This is a genomic window from Psychrosphaera sp. 1_MG-2023, assembly GCF_030548245.1.
Lineage (GTDB): Bacteria > Pseudomonadota > Gammaproteobacteria > Enterobacterales > Alteromonadaceae > Psychrosphaera > Psychrosphaera algicola.
In genome coordinates, this window is the sequence record NZ_JAUORW010000026.1 from 1 (window position 1) to 16,280 (window position 16,280).

Sequence of the window (16,280 nt, forward strand, 5' to 3'; positions counted from 1 at the left end):
ATCTTGCCGTCATGGGCATACACAGATTCGACACTTTGCACCCCTTCAACAACTTCGACACCTGAACTATCCAACTTGAATAAAGACACCACTGGGACTGCTACATTAAACCAAGTGTCTGCACGTGGATTGTAAATCTCTTGTATTTCGACTTTGCTATTGCCGCTGAAGTATAAAACCCCATCAAGCTCAGTAAAGTTTGCTGGCTCAATGCCGTCTTCATTATCCGCGACAACTTCTAAGGTGATCTCACCGGTTATCGTATCAAATGAATACAACTCTTCATCGGTTGCCACGTTTTCAGAATATTCTGCATCCGCTAACGAATACGTCGAAATGTCTTTGGTGTCACCTGAGCGTTTACCTGCAAAATAAATTTTGCTGCCCATAACGTATAGGTTTTTAATCGTACTAAACGCGGTAACCGACTCGTCAATTTCTGCTGTCTCTGTGTCATCTGCGGTTGTTGCAAATGCCGCCACTTTAACTGGCACGGCACCATCAACATCGCTTAGTGACCAAAGCGCCTTATCAGTACCGTCGCTGGCCACAAAGTACATCGTATCGCCAGTTGCATTGACAACCAACTCAACAGGGCTACTTGAGCTTGTGCCTGTACGGATATCAAATACTAACTCCGTTGACGTACCGTCATAGACATACAACTCAATGCCGCTTGTGCCATCGTTGGCTTGGAAATACGTCTTACCATTAAATTCGGTAAAGTATTTAGGCGTGCTTGAACTTGACCCTGCACGAATATCTGAGGCCAATTCAATTTTTTGATAAGGGATTGAACTTGCAACAATTGGATCTGAACCAAATTCCAGCTCCAGTTCGTCACTGTAACCGTCGCCGTCTTGATCTGTATCTACTGAATCTTCGATTCCATCACGATCTAAGTCTGCTGACTTAGTATTATCTGTGGGGAAGCCATCCGCATTATCACCCACTCCATCTTGGTCAGTATCGACAAATTCAGTTGCATCATCTGGAAATGAATCAACGACTAAATCAGTTTCTATATCTGCAACTATCGAATCTGGATAACCATCTCCATCGGTATCTATTGAGGCTGCTTTATCGTTTGGAAATTTATCTGCATTGTCACCTACACCGTCACCATCCGAGTCGACTGACTCATTTTCATCTGTAGGGAAAGCATCTAAAGAGTCAGCTACACCATCATTGTCAGCATCAGCATGGTACATAGCGTCTTGAGGGAATTTGTCCGTATTATCACCAATACCGTCACCATCACTATCTATGGTTTCAGTAGGATCTAAAGGAAATGCGTCTACCACATCTAATACACCATCGCCGTCTGAATCAAACGAATCGGCACTTTCTGGGAATGGATCTGCATTATCACCAATACCATCTCCATCGGTATCTACCGTTTCAGTTTTGTCGAACGGGAAGGCATCAGCGTTGTTACCAACACCATCTCCATCACTATCTTTCGATTCAGAAGCATCATTCGGAGCCCAATCTAGATGGTCAAGAACACCGTCCCCGTCGCTATCTAAAAAGCTACCACCCTCTCCTTCATCAAACTGTGAACGAGTTGGGTCATTTGGATACGCATCTAGTTCATCACGAACTAAGTCACCATCGCTATCTAGGAACTCGTCAATGATATATAACTCTTGCCCTTGTCCTGCATTTGCAGAGAAATACAAGCGGCCATTGGCAACTGTTAGCGCCGACACTTGCTCACTTACTAAATTATCATTTTCATCAATATTAACCGGGTTAAAGTCAGTCACTAACGTTGGCGATGAAATTCCATCCATCACCCATAACGAATCTTTAAAGTTGCCTTGATTGCCTTCAAAATATAAACGGTCGTGGTAAACCGTAAAGTGATTTGCGTCTTCAACTTGAGTTGCACCTGGTATCTTATTTGACAATAATTCTGGTGCACTATTTAACGAGTTGTAAATCCAAATTCTTGAACCACTATTAATTCCTGTACCCGCCGTGAATAATAAGTGACCTGCATAAACAGTCAATTTTGACGGAGCTTCTGTTTGTCCCTCGCTAGTAACATTACTCAATAGAGTGGGCTCGCCTTCACCTGTATAGAAATAAATTTCTTTACCAGTAGCTTCTTCCATTGTCGCTGTGAAGTATAAAGCGTTGTTATAAACAACCAATTCAGCTGGAGAACTTGAATTAGGATTACTATTGCTATCTTGACCAGGTAAATCAAATACTACTGAAGGGTTAATACCGGCTTCAACAGGCTGAGTATCATCATAAACCATTAACTCAACACCTTGACTAGCTGTACGGCCTTGAAAATACAATTTACCTTTGTAAGCTGTGAAGTAATTAGGATTTGAAGGTTCTTCACCTAAATTAATATCGGCTAATCTAACTGGCGCTGCATCACCATCTTTTACCCAAAGTTCATAATCACCCGTAATAGATGTTGTGGATGGAACTGGGCGAGTCTCGCCTGTTTGGGCGGAGAAATAGAGCTTGCCATTGTAGACATATGGGTTTTTGAAAGTGTCGCTATAATTAAACGAATCACCAGGATTAAGATCTAAATCCGTAATCGTATTCGTTATTGGATCATACTCAAACATGGCATTTTTAGTAGAGATCCCAGAACTCTCTATAATACCTTGATAATAAATCTTCCCGTTATAACTAATTAAGTTATCAGGTCGAACCGCAACATCTTCAGAGTAGGTCGTTGATAATTTTTCTGGGGAAGAGCCATCGTAGTTAGCTCGCCAAAAAGCGTACCCATCTTCTGCATGAATACCTCTAAAATAGATTTTGTCACCCAAAGTAACGATATTACTAATTGAACTACCATTGGCGTTTCCAGAGTTTATTGATGGAACCATAACTGGCTCTGGTGCTGTTGCCGCATTAGCGCCTGTAGATAAAACTGTAGCCAAACTTGCAGCTACAACAGATCGCTTAAAGTTGTTGTCTATACCTTGCATTACGTGCTCCGTATTCATGTGAATTACCCAGTATCTTTTTGTACCGGTTTGTTGTTAATAGGGCTAAATATCGCTTTCTATCGCTTAAAACCGTTAATTCATCAAAACTTTAAAAATTGATAAATATTTAGCCATACTAGTGTTTTATATAAGTTAACAAGCAGAGTCCAAACGTGTTGTGTAGCATTTTGTACAATAAGAAATTTTGGAAAAAAGCAGGTGTTCTAAATGACGCTGAATAGTGGATTAGGTATTTTTGAGTAGGTATAAATAAAAAAGCCGGGTAGTTATGCCTACCCGGCGACGCTCTTCAGTTTAGGCTGGGATTAGTCTTTAAACGGAAGTCTTTAATGTCTCGTGTTCAAATGTAACCATTGATAGGTTTTCTTGATTTTGCTGTCCAATTGCCATCGGACACCTAACATTTGGGAGCAATGTTAAGTCAAATAATTCAGAAATTGGACCGTCTAGTCGGATCCATTCTTCTACAGATCCAGTGGTTAAGTTTATGATTTGCAATCCACACCATGCTGTTGAATCTTTATCAGCTAAGGCTTTATCCAAATCTAATCCTTCAAAACGTTCGTATCTAGGTTTAGACAAACCCACCACGGCAAAATTACCATGAAGTCCTAAGCCGCGAGCGAAACCAGGTACAAAGGTATGAGGAACAAATTTCTTTTGCTCAAAGTCAACATAACCTAAATAACCTGTGCCAGAATTAAGCACCCATAACTTGCCCTCATGCCAACGAGGGGAATGCGGCATTGATAACCCTTCACAAACAATTTCATTGGTTTCTATATCAATAATAATGCCACCATCGTGACGGCGCTCACGCCAACCATCGATTGTGTCCGACTTACATACTGCTGTTACGTATTTAGGTTTGCTATCTACCATTGCCAAACCATTTAAATGGCAACGATCTTCTGGTACCAATTTAGAAATAAACTCTGGTTTCCAGATCGCTTTAAAGCTATGTGTTATTGAAGGAACGGCTAAACAATTATATTTTGTATTCACAAATACAATTGTACCGTCTTTTTGGATCCCTAATTCATGAATGTCTATTTCACCGGTAAATTGGGCATTACGTGGGACGTAACATTTATCAAACATCTTGTTGGCAACTTGACCTGCCTGTAATACATTTTCAAAACGCCAAACTTGATAAAGACCGCCCATATAGATGCGTTGTTCGTTACCAACAATACCCATAGCTCGTTGGAAAACGCGTTCATGGAATGACACCCTACCTTCTGGATCTGCACCTACAAAGTAGACTCGTCCCGATTGATAAGAGGTAAATGCCAAAGACATGTTATTGCGAACAATCCATTTCGATAAACCTTTAGAGCACGACTTTGTAACCGGCTCCTGCGCTGGTTGTTCAGTATTTTGATTTTCATCCGACGCTGGCAAATCAACAACTTGTTCGGTTTTATCATTTGCTTTAGCGGTCGCTTTTTTAGTCGATGCTACTTTTTTTGTAGATGCTTGTTTTGCTGACGTTCTTTTTGCCGTCGCTTTTGATGCTGCCTTTTTAACGGGCTTCGTTGTTAGTTCTGCTTCTTTATTTTTTAGCTCAGGCATTGATAATCTCCAGGCCTTTATTGGCCTTTAAGCACTTACACAATTTTAGTGTCAACGATTCTATATCAAGCAACGTAGTGATTAAATAGCATACAGCCGTCGAAACCGTCATTTTAAGTAGCAATTTGTACAATCGTTTGATGCCATACTTATCTGTTTAACGCGTTCCAATACCAAGGCTCGAATTAAAAGAAGGTCACTCCAAGCTTATTGGCCGAAAACACAAAACCCAGCATGTGCTGGGTTTTGATGATTTTCACTATGTTAATCGGAGTAACATTCCTTTTTTTCTACTCCTTCTTTTGGCTTATCCTTGCAAGCCTCCTCCTCAAAGAACAACTCGGTGCGCCATGTCACGCCCTCAACTTTGTTGTCCAAAGGAACAAATGTCCATTGTGTTATCGCACTCACTAACGTCTCGCCATAGACTTTAGCTTCTTCCGACGATACCGCTGTGACTTTTACATTTGATGTTGTGCCATCTTTCTCGACATCAAATGCAATAGTCAACATCCCCGGTACTTCATCTTTCAACGCTTTTTGACTGTCACCTTTATAGCTAGGACGTTCATAATACCAAAATGATAACCCTTGAGATTTCATTTCTTGCTGACGCATTCGACGATATTCAGTTTTAACCGCATTTCTGCATCGTTTATATGACGTATAAGAACTGCAATCAGGTGCTTGCCATTCAACAATAACCGCCTCTGAGTCCACCTGTTCTGACGCCTGAGCTGCAAACCCAAATAACGCGATGGCGAATAAACCAAGGAAACGTATATTCATCATTTGTATGCTCCTTTTCCTGCGAAGTACTCAAACGGTAAAGGATCTACGCCCTCTACATCACAATCTGTGCTTGGTGCTCTCATTGGATCCGGTTTTTCACCAATGTGGCGGTCAAAAAAGTCTAACATTCTGCAAAATATTTGCTTACGTGATGACTGGTCTCTTGCACCATGCCCTGCGCGCGGGATTAACAAAGTCTCAAAACGATGATCTTGTTCTAATAAAGCATCACGCATGACCACATAGTTTTCGAAGTGAGCACGATAATCCAACATGCCATGCATCAAAAAGACAGGTGAATTAATTTTCTCCGCATTTGGCGCTGGAGACTGTGCTCTACGTTTTTCTTCGGTATCACCCAATGCCCAATTCAAGTAGTTTTTACCTGCTTTTCGCATTGCTACGTCACCGGTGTACATCATGACGTTTAAGTCATAAACACCAACATAACCAATCCCACATTTATATAAGTCAGGTTCCTTAACCAAACCCATTAGTGTGGCATAACCACCGTAAGAAGCACCGTAAATACAAACGCGATCAACATTTGCAATTCCGCTGTTTATTGCCCAGTAAGTTGCATCTGTTAAATCATCCTGCATCTCTAATCCCCAATGACCATACCAGTCGTATTGGAAATTTCGACCAAAGCCGCCCGAACCTCGATAATTCACAGCTAATACCGCATAACCTGCGTTTGCTAAAATATTGCGCTCACTATTCCATCCCCATACATCTCTTGGGCCATGTGGTCCACCGTGAGGTAAAATAATCAGCGGTAAATTTTTGGCGTTTTTACCTTTTGGAACTGTCAGATACCCACCTATTTCTAATCCGTCTCGTGCATTAAAACGGATAGCGTGTGTCGTTGGCATTTCTTTCGGGTCGACCCAATCGGCACGATTAACAACAAACTTCAATGAGCCGTCAAACTGATTAAATATGTAATACTTACCTGGATGTTTATCACTCGACACATGAATTAACCATTCAGTGCTGTCAGCCGTTTTAGAAGCAATCTGAATTGCTTGATTTGGAAACGCGGCTTCCATTTTCAATTGAACTTGAGCGTAATAGTTGTCTTCATCCAATATCACTACTTTTGGATAGTCATAATTTATTAAAGCCCCCCAGAAGTCACCATTGTCATCTTGAAACATTTGGCTTACATCAACTTTTGGATGACGATAAATGATTGTTTCTTCACCGGTTTTGACATTCACTTTCACAACGGCTGAGGTTGGTGCACTAATCGTGTCACGAACATATAACCATTTACCATCTGAGCTATAACCTCTAGGAATGCGCATTCCTTCATTTTCTTCGTAGCGAATTTCTTCCCAGCTACCATCTTCTTTTTTTGTTAATACAACTGTTGAAGAAAAGCTATCTGCCGCTTTACCTACCCAATGGGTAACTTCCCATTCGCCAGTTTCCTTATTTTTCTTACGTATTGGCGATGCCGCTCTAATTGGCGAACGATATAACTTAGTCGCTTCACCGGTATACATGTTTAATTTATAGATATAGGTATATGGGAATTTACTCATACCACTGCCCGATGGATAAACCGAGATTAAGTAATTCTCAGCATCCAATGGACCAATCAATCTCATCCCTTCATTACCGCCGTAATCCGAAGTTTGACCTGACCACAAAATATCTTTACGCGAGCCATCAATGTCCATCCCGAGTAATTGACCAATGCCACCAAAACCTTCGCTCATCTCCGACGCAAAGCCTAAACCTACAATGACACGCTTATCGTTTAACCATGTTACTGAGCTCACACCTAGTTTTCCGGCAAACTTCATTTCAGAAACCATTTCATTGGTTTTCCGGTTTATGATAAACGCATGCATTTCACCACTTGGTAATACCTTACCAGCAGCTAAAAACTTACCATTTGGTGATAAGCGCATATTGGCGTAAGACACACCTTTGAAAAACGTTTCAATAGGCACCTGAGCTTTAATACTTAGGCTTAATAAGCCTAATAGCACTGCTGCCGCTTTTACTAAATTTGAAAATTTCATTTCTTTCTCCTGCCATTTGCAGGCTTTTTACAGCCTGCAATGCATCCTTCTAGAATAATGGGTAACTAAATGACAATGCCACTGAACGCCCTAATGGCGATTGTAAATGTGACCAGTAGTAAGGCCAGCGAGGACTTGTTTCATCAGTAACAGGCATCTCATTTGTTAAGTTATTCACGACAAATTGTAAATTTAAGTGATTATCAAATGAGTAACTAACGCTTGCATTAGCTGTGTAATATGGCGGTAATTTCTTAGTACCAATGAAATTGTTAACCGCTGACTGGCGACGAATAAATAAGCTCGAATTAATACGTCTGAAACCTGTAAGATTATTTGAATAAGTTAAGTACAAGTTTGTTACCGAATTCGGCGTTGATAACCCCAGTTGTCCATCAACTAAACTAACGACTTCATCACCAGCAAAACGCAACCAATCATGTTTTAATGTTGCTGAATGACTAATACCAGCACCAAAACGGCCTAACGCGGCTGATTCCCAGTTCCCGTTTACGCGAATATCAAGCCCTTCTTTTTCCACAAATTCTTGGTTTTGTGGTTGAATGGTCACTCCGATTAATTCATTTGTTACCGAATCACGTTGAATTCTTGAATTTACATCTTCACAGAATTGGCTATCTGAATTACGTTCACCATTTTCACACTGCCATTCGCCTACAAATAGGTCGAAAGCACTTTCACTGGTTACCATGTCGTTCAGGCGAATTGACCACCAGTCAATCGATACACCAAAATTTAAGTTTGGTGAATACGCAAAACCGATGCTTTTTTCTGAACCTTTCTCTTCTTCCAATTTATCTGAACCACTGCGCGTTGAACGAATAATCGATGAGCTACAGTTCCCAACAAATGCTTCGCCGTCATAACAACCTGGTGATAATAAATCAGTCGCCCCAGTGAATCCCTTTGATTCACCGTAGATATTAAACATATCTGGTGCTCGGAAACTTTGTGACATACCACCACGCATTTTTATCGCTTCCGTTAACAGGTAAACAAATTTCGCTTGGGAGGTTTGACGTCCGCCGATTGAGCTGTCGTCGTTATATTCGTCATAACGAGTCGCTAACGTTACCTCTAACTTTTGAGTTAATGGTAAACGAAATTCAACGCCTGCGGCATAACGTTCACGTGTACCTTTGGCGTAAACTGAACCGATATTCATCCAGCTCAATCCGTCTTCTCCTAATGCACGTGCATCTGGCACCACTTCGGTAGTTGAACGGTTGTAATCTAACACCAATGCCATTTGCATTGGGTTATATAACAATCCAAAATCCGATATTGAACCTGCTAATTTAGCTTGGAAAGACGACGCGGTTGAACTGGCTTCAGTATTAGTTTGGCCCACTAATAAATCTCGATCCGCAGAAGCGTCTCTAAAAATATTATTGACAAAGGCATCATCAAAAAAGTCATTGTCGACTTCATAAGTTGTTTCAGCGACTTCTGAATAATATTCACTACCTTCAAACAACCACGCTTCAACAGCTTCTTTTTTCAATGCATCACTGGATTGAGTTTGGTCATAGCGTGAGTTAGAAATTGATACATCCCATAACCAATCTTCGTTGAACATTTCAAAAATACCTTCAACCCCAACGACACCTGTAACAACATCCATATTGTATTCAGATTCTGAATAACCTAAATCTGGCGCAAATGAACGACGTGAGACATACAAACGGTCTGAACGTAAACCACGTTCACCATAGACATAACCGTTCCAGTTTAACGAAGGATTTGAACTTTTTGCCTGAGCCGAAGACACTAACAACGTTGCAAAACCAGTTACGTCATTAGTAAAGTCGTAACGACCATCTAAGAAAAATGACACTTTGTTGTAATCTGAATTCATGGCAATGCCTTCAGAACCATCATACGTACAGGCTTGTTTTCCAACATCGCCGGTGCTTTCTGATGCCGTCATATTTCCTTGCATGTCTTCACAAGCCATATCTGGCGATACGTAAGGATTATCCTGTGAGATTTGACCTGCACGATACTCTGCGGCCGATATTGCTGTCGTTGTATAACGGCGGTCTTGTAAATATGGAACTTCATCCGCGCTTGTCGCTTTTGAAGTAAAAGCTTCGATACCGTACGTTAACGACCCTTTACTCCAGGCGTTTCCGCTAATGAAAGAAATGTTACCGGTACCACCATAACCTTCTTCAAAGCCGCCGAAGTAGCCTGAAATCGACGTTTGTTCCATGTCTCGCTTGGTGATGAAGTTAAGTACCCCACCAACGGCGTCCGAACCATAAATAGCCGATGCCCCTGAACTTAAATATTCAACACGAGCAATAGCACTTCTTGGGATTGAACCTAAATCCACCCCGTTTTGTTCTCCACCAAATGGCAATGGGTAATCTGCAACTCGGCGACCATTGATTAGTACCAATGTACGTCCGGTGCCTAATCCTCTAAAATTAGCTTCCTGTGCGCCGACGGTAAAGCCCGATAACAAGTTACCTGAATCCCCCTCTGAATAACCTGAGTTCTCTGACAAAGACTCGATTACATCGGCAATTGTCAACAACCCTTTTGCTTTCATCTCTTCTTCATCGATGATGGTCATTGGCTCTGCACCGTCGTAACCTTCACGTGGTATAAATGAACCAGTAATGACGATGCGCTCTACAGTTTTATCTTCTTTTTTCTCTTTCGACGCTACGTTTTTATCGCTTGTTTTTTCAACTTGCGTTAAATCAGCCGAACTTTTATTTTCTTTTTCTGGAGCTGCAAGGGCAACTGAACTCAAAGAGCCCAATAACAATAGAGATACTGCACTGGCTAGCTTCTTTTTATTAAATATCATGATATATCCTAATAACTTAAATACTTTTCCGTAGAGGGGCTAAGCCCCTCCAACCTTTTACCAGCGGTAGCCTGCTGAGAAACCAATTGAGAAGCCATTTTTGTTTGCTTCGCCATCGTAAATGCCGATCAAACTCTTAATGCTCCACTCTTTAAATACTGCATTCACACCTGCATCAAATTGGTAGCCAGTACCACTGATGTCACTTAGGAATGACACATCATTAGAAATAACTTGATTTTCAGCTGCTGTACTTACCACATTCAATGTTGCATATGGTGTGACTGAACCTGTTGATAATTCATAGTATTTGTCTAAGTGAACCCCTGCTTTTATTTGCTGGCTTACATCATTGTCAAAGGCATAGTTATAGGCCGATGTCGAATCTGTAAATCCATCAGAGCTGACTTCACTAGTTAACAATTGAACATGTGGTATGACGTTATATCCGAATAACTCGAGCTTATAACCTGCCTCTATAGAGCCACCTAGCACCTCACCTTTTGTACGAGCTGATGAGTCATATGCTGTTAGTTTCCCTTCAAATTTAGTTTGGTTTAATACCGCATCTAAATAAACGTCACCTAGCGTGTAACCTACTGAGATAGCTACAGAAGTCATATCTAAGCTGGCCGTAGATTGTTGTTCACTTTGAGAGGAATCCGCATTACCTTGACCAACGCTAAAACCGAAGGTTAAGTCAGATACTTTGTATTGTGCTGAGACATTTAAGCCACTCATTCGTTGAGCAAACGTTAAGTCTTGTGCTGCAACGTCACCTGCCACGGCCATGTCAGAATCAGTATGGAATGAATCAACTGTTGCGCTAAAGCCATCAGAACTATCACTTCGGCGTGTGAAGTGATTTCCAACACTCTGTGCCCAGTAATTTGACGCCATATGAGAGATACTGCTAGCCGTTGCACCTAATGAAGACAAACCAAACGATACTTTAAGTACTTGCTGTCCGTTCTCTTCGACTTCTTCAGTATCAACAATTGTTCCTGCAAACGAGCCTGTTGCGCCGGCAAATGAAATGTCTTTCAGTGTTTGTTCACCAGTTGCCGTTACTAATGCACCATCAGCTTCGTCATTTGACAGTAAGATATAACTCGCTTCACCTTTCAATTGGCCTGCCGGAGCAATTGCCACATTTAAGCTACGCGCATAAAACTCTCCATCAGGTTGCTCAGTACCAACTTTTAAATCTCCTTCGATGATAAATTGGTCATTACCGTCCATGCCAACTTCTAACATCACTAAACCTGCATTTGTGCCAGTAGTTAAGAAGTTCATGTCGCCTATAACTCGTAATTCATCAGACGAGCTACCGTTTATCGAAGTAATAGAAACATAACTGTCTGTCGCTGAGTAATGGTTCATTTCGCCAGACTCACCAAGGTTAATGACGTTATTACCAGCAAATGAAATATCACCGAACGTGTTATTGAAAACGTTAGTACCAGCACCAAAATCAAATGTATTATTTTCTAATACGACTTGACCAGCAGCCGTTCTTGCCGCGTTCAAATTATTATCAAATACATCATCACCATCAGTTGTGGTTATATCACCCGTAATAACACCGCTATTAAAAATAGTTGTATTAACATTGCCTGTAACCATGACAGCTTTTTCGGTAGCTAACATTTGACCAGAGTTGACGATAGATAAACTGCCATTACCAACTTCTGCACCGTCTATATGAGCTTGTACCCCCACTCGAGCGTTGATAACGCCCTCATTTCCAACTTGAGCAATAGCGTTTACAGCATCAACTGTGACTGTTTCCCACGCTTGGACCATGATTTGGTCACCAAATTGGTCTAGCATCAAGAAACCATTTTCATCGCGAAGCTCAACCATATCTGGAGCCATTTCTACAGTTGAAACTAGATCACCATTTGCATCTTCAACAAATACAATTGATTCTTCTCCGTTAATCAAAACTGGGCTGAAAGATAAAGTGGACTCTTCAGTTTCGTTAATTGAATTAACTGAAACTTTAATACCAATATCAGAATTAATTTCATTGCGGTTAACTAGTAATGCTTGGGTAAGATTTTCTACTACGATCCCTGACTCAACTGCATTGATCACACCATCATTATAAGCGGTAGCCAATGTCGCTTTATCAGCGAAGGCTAATTCAACACCTGTCGCCGAGTTACCTGAGCTTAGGCGCTTATTATCACCAGAAATAGAGATACCATTGGTCGCATTGATGGTGCCGTTATTATTCGTATTTTGTTGAGATATTGAGCCTAAACGGACCTGAGAACGGTTTACTGAACGAATAATATAGGCTTGCTCTAAACCGTCATTGGTTAAGATTGCATTGCCATCTTCGTCTACTATTTTTTGTGTTGAATATTTTTCACCAGTATCATCTGAATACGTAAAAATACCATCATCATCCGCCACAACAACTAATGGAGTTCCATCTTCTCCATTAACTCTTGTATATATAGTTAGCGTAACTTTTTCATTATTTTCGTCATAGGTATATTTAGTTAACGGGCTGTCAAATTCTGTGTTGGCTATGGCAATAGACTCTATACTGATACCGTTTGAATTTTCGCCACCAGTAATAGTACCTCCATTGTAGGTAGTGCCAGATAAACCTAAAGTATGCATTCCTGAACTTTGGTTTCCAACTTGTAAGTCACCAACATTTATAGCGTTTGATGCATAAGATTCTGCTCTCATGCCGTCGGATCCATTACCTACATTAATTTCACCTGCATTTACAGTATACGCTTGATAAAGACCTACCGTGCTCATTCCAAATGAGTCGTCACCGGTTTCAATGATACCTTGACCGAAGTTAATCGTGCCGGCAAATACAGAACGGTTCTCCATTCCAGCAACGTTTTCGCCACCGGTAATTGAACCTTTATTAAGCAACGCACTTTGGACTCCACCACTTTGTTCACTCCATGCATTGCCCAAAGCACGCATACCAGCTCCACGCTGGAAGAAGTCGAAGTTGTTATCGTTAGGGCCATTATCACCAATGGTAATATCCCCTTCATTTAGCCCGTAAGCATACAAGCCAAAGATTGCCATGCCATTTGCATTATCACCTGTTGTGACAGTTCCATAGTTTTTAGCAGAGGCTGTATAATCATATTCAACGTTTTCGAAATTTTCTTTTGTCGTACTTACGTTGGAAACAAAAATACCGTGAGCCATTTCACCAGTCACTATTTCGCCATTATTAATGGCCACTGAATACGCATCTAAACCACCAGCAACTGCTGAAGTGATGCCACCTGATTGGCGATAGTTATAACTGTCTCGTCCTCCTTCAGCAGGACCTACTGTATGGCCATTTCCAACTTTTACATAACCATCATTTTTGACATACGACGGACCGTGCCAGCTTTGAGAAAAGATGCCCTGACCTAAATCACCAGTAATAATAACCCCAGTTTCAGAGTTAATAATTCGATGACTTGCAAAACCTTCAACCGTAGTATTACTTGCGCGGATGCCGTGAGAGTACGTCCAAAATGCGTTATATGTTTCAGGCGCGTTATGGTGGAACCCCTTGCCTACTTCAATGGTTCCATTATTTATAACTTCGACTTCACCAAACTTTTGTTTAACTGAAATAGCGTTAGATTTATCGCCTAATTTGATATTACCGTCATTAATAATGGTAGATTTAGAGAATATGACACTACTGGCACCGAGAACCTCGTCATCGCCACGTCCATAATGAGCAGCTATCGTTGCATTGCTGGAAACGTTAGCCCCCATTGCAGTTAGCTGAATACCGGTTGTAGTTAATGGCACTTCTGCTAAAGCGATTTTTTCACCCGCATTGTTATACACATACAATGTATGCTCAGGTGTTGTATTATCTTCTGTCAGTATTATGTCGCCACTACTGACCAGTAAAGCGTCCCCTTCACCTTGACCAGCGAACTGAGCGATAACATCAGCATTAACACCAACCGCACCAACTTCTAAATTACTCGTACTCATAGTTGCAACATGATTTATGTTGATTGCAACAGAACCTGTTTCCAGTAACTCAATATCACCTTGGCTGTTAACATAAGTCTCACCTAAACCTGATGACATAATACCAACGGAGTCCCGACTAATTTTTAACTCACCATTATTAACAATAGTGGTGGAACCATTACCCGCCGCATATATACCAACCGCTGAATTGGCTAAACTCAAATCTAAATCACCATTATTGGTGATTTCTATATCCCCTCTATCACCTATATATTCGCGAACGTTATGGTAATATTTATAGGTAACTTCTGAGTATATTTTTACTGCTTCGTTATCTACAAATTTAGTCCCTATTTGCACCGCCCCGTCAGCAACAACTGTTTTGTTTTGAGCTTCGTCTATTTCATTGTAATAAGAGTTTGCAAGGTTAACGGTTGACGCTACGATAGCGCCGCCACCAGTCCCCTCTGTCAAAGTAACATCACCAGAATTGGTAATATCCACAGAGTCACCCGATGGATTGTGACCAAATACGCCGTTACTCCCTGCACCTACAGTTAACGCGCCATCATTGGTAATGGTCACTTCTGTATCACTGCTATCCACATTATAAAACGTAATGTCATTATAAATGTGCTCACGAGTAACCTTTTGCTCATTGCCATTAACATCAACTGTTTCAGTTTCTGACCATGTGTGATCGTATTGGAATACATCTTTAACTACTGAGCCAGTCCCCACAGAAATAGCTTGTGCGTTATAGCCAGTCGATAAATCTCCTGTATTTTCGATAAGCACATCACCAGTTTGAGTACTGACACTGATACCTTTAGCTCTGTCTCCTATCGTGATTGCACCGTCATTTACTACTTCAATATTACCCGATACAGATGCAACTTCGACACCTGTAGCACTAACCGTCAGGGTATTAACACCGGCAGGTGAATGTAGTCTTCTGCCATAAGCCATAATGGCGGTATCATCTAGACCATCATCATTTTTATCGAAGGTGTCGATTTGTGAGAAACCAGTTTTAATTTCAACTGTACCATCAATTAAATAGGTAACTGAGTCACCAGAGCCAACCGTAATGTCACCCGAATTTTCGATCAGGATATCCCCAGCTTCTGAGCTGGCGGTAATTCCAATGGAATCTTTAGTTGTTAAGGCTCCTTCTGGGGCAACCACAATAGTGATATCTTCGCGACTATCATAGTTATCCATACGTTCAGCTATGCCAGTTTTCTCTTCATCAGACAAAACAAATCCAGCACTTTCTAATTCAGCTATTACTTGGTCTGGCGTTACATCAGCACCAAAAGTAACGGCTAGATGTTCATCAACATTATCCCAGGCTGGTTCAGCTAAAAGCGCTGCGACTTGTTCAGATTTTTCTTCATCTGTAAGGCTATCATCCGCATTGATCGCTTCTATTTGTAAATCTCTTTGTGCAGGGTTTAATAACGAAACCTGAATACCATTAGCTGCAGTATCCATCGTACCGATAACCACAAATTGAGCGGGATTCACTCCTAATTGTGTCGCCAAAGATTCTGTGAAACCAACATCTGTGTAAGTCTTTTCGTATTGATCTGCTCCAACAACTTCCGCATTTCCTGCTTCAATATCACCTGAATTTCCGATGTACACTTCTTCAGTGCCAGTTTCGTGAATGTCGATTGGATCAATTAAGCCGTCATTTGCCGCAACTTTAGTTAAATCTGCGACGGCAAAGCCTACGGTTTCATCCTGCACGGATTTGCTAGTTGCCGCACTCACTTCACCCACAGTTGTTGCTGGCGGTGTAATATTTTGAGCTAACGCTGCAGGGGCAAATGCCAACGAGCTTGAAACCGCGACAGAAGTAAATAACGCATGCCGAATGGCATTAGTTAACTTCCTATGAACGGAAGGAATACTTTGTGTTTGAGACATACTTAAAATCCTTACTAGATTTGGTTTTACTAGTTATATGAATTAATGAATAACAATTATTCGATTGCAGGATTAAACAAGAGCGTGCGCAAAATATCCAAAGCATTTATGTACCGAATTGTACGGGGGGCTTGTCCT

Annotated in this window: 6 protein-coding genes; all 6 read right to left on the minus strand. The window is 41.1% G+C overall.

Annotated features, from left to right (window positions below; all coding sequences use genetic code 11):
- On the minus strand, positions 1–2,984 hold a 2,984-nt coding region (locus Q4575_RS18170), incomplete at its 3' end, for a thrombospondin type 3 repeat-containing protein (RefSeq protein ID WP_303523758.1).
- A gap of 315 nt (positions 2,985–3,299) precedes the next feature.
- Positions 3,300–4,562 carry a TIGR03032 family protein gene (locus tag Q4575_RS18175; RefSeq protein ID WP_303523759.1) on the minus strand — a complete coding sequence of 421 codons (1,263 nt, stop codon included), beginning with the start codon at positions 4,560–4,562 and terminating at the stop codon, positions 3,300–3,302.
- Between the two features lie 264 nt (positions 4,563–4,826).
- A complete protein-coding gene (locus tag Q4575_RS18180) occupies positions 4,827–5,354 on the minus strand; it encodes an energy transducer TonB (protein WP_215962647.1) in 528 nt (175 codons plus the stop codon).
- Entirely contained in the window at positions 5,351–7,390 is a 2,040-nt protein-coding gene (locus Q4575_RS18185; protein WP_303523761.1) for a S9 family peptidase, read from the minus strand. Before Q4575_RS18185 ends, Q4575_RS18180 begins: the two co-directional genes overlap by 4 nt.
- Positions 7,391–7,439: 49 nt before the next feature.
- Complete coding sequence (locus Q4575_RS18190; RefSeq protein WP_303523763.1) at positions 7,440–10,232, minus strand: TonB-dependent receptor; 2,793 nt, start codon at positions 10,230–10,232, stop codon at positions 7,440–7,442.
- A 57-nt stretch (positions 10,233–10,289) separates the two neighbouring features.
- Positions 10,290–16,142 carry an autotransporter outer membrane beta-barrel domain-containing protein gene (locus tag Q4575_RS18195; RefSeq protein WP_303523765.1) on the minus strand — a complete coding sequence of 1,951 codons (5,853 nt, stop codon included), beginning with the start codon at positions 16,140–16,142 and terminating at the stop codon, positions 10,290–10,292.
- Positions 16,143–16,280 lie beyond the last annotated feature (138 nt).

Bases quoted from the DNA above. Each gene is read 5' to 3' on its own strand.
- Q4575_RS18195 (WP_303523765.1), bottom strand. From the start codon at position 16,142: ATGTCTCAAACACAAAGTATTCCTTCCGTTCATAGGAAGTTAACTAAT.
- Q4575_RS18190 (WP_303523763.1), bottom strand. From the start codon at position 10,232: ATGATATTTAATAAAAAGAAGCTAGCCAGTGCAGTATCTCTATTGTTA.
- Q4575_RS18185 (WP_303523761.1), bottom strand. From the start codon at position 7,390: ATGAAATTTTCAAATTTAGTAAAAGCGGCAGCAGTGCTATTAGGCTTA.
- Q4575_RS18180 (WP_215962647.1), bottom strand. From the start codon at position 5,354: ATGATGAATATACGTTTCCTTGGTTTATTCGCCATCGCGTTATTTGGG.
- Q4575_RS18175 (WP_303523759.1), bottom strand. From the start codon at position 4,562: ATGCCTGAGCTAAAAAATAAAGAAGCAGAACTAACAACGAAGCCCGTT.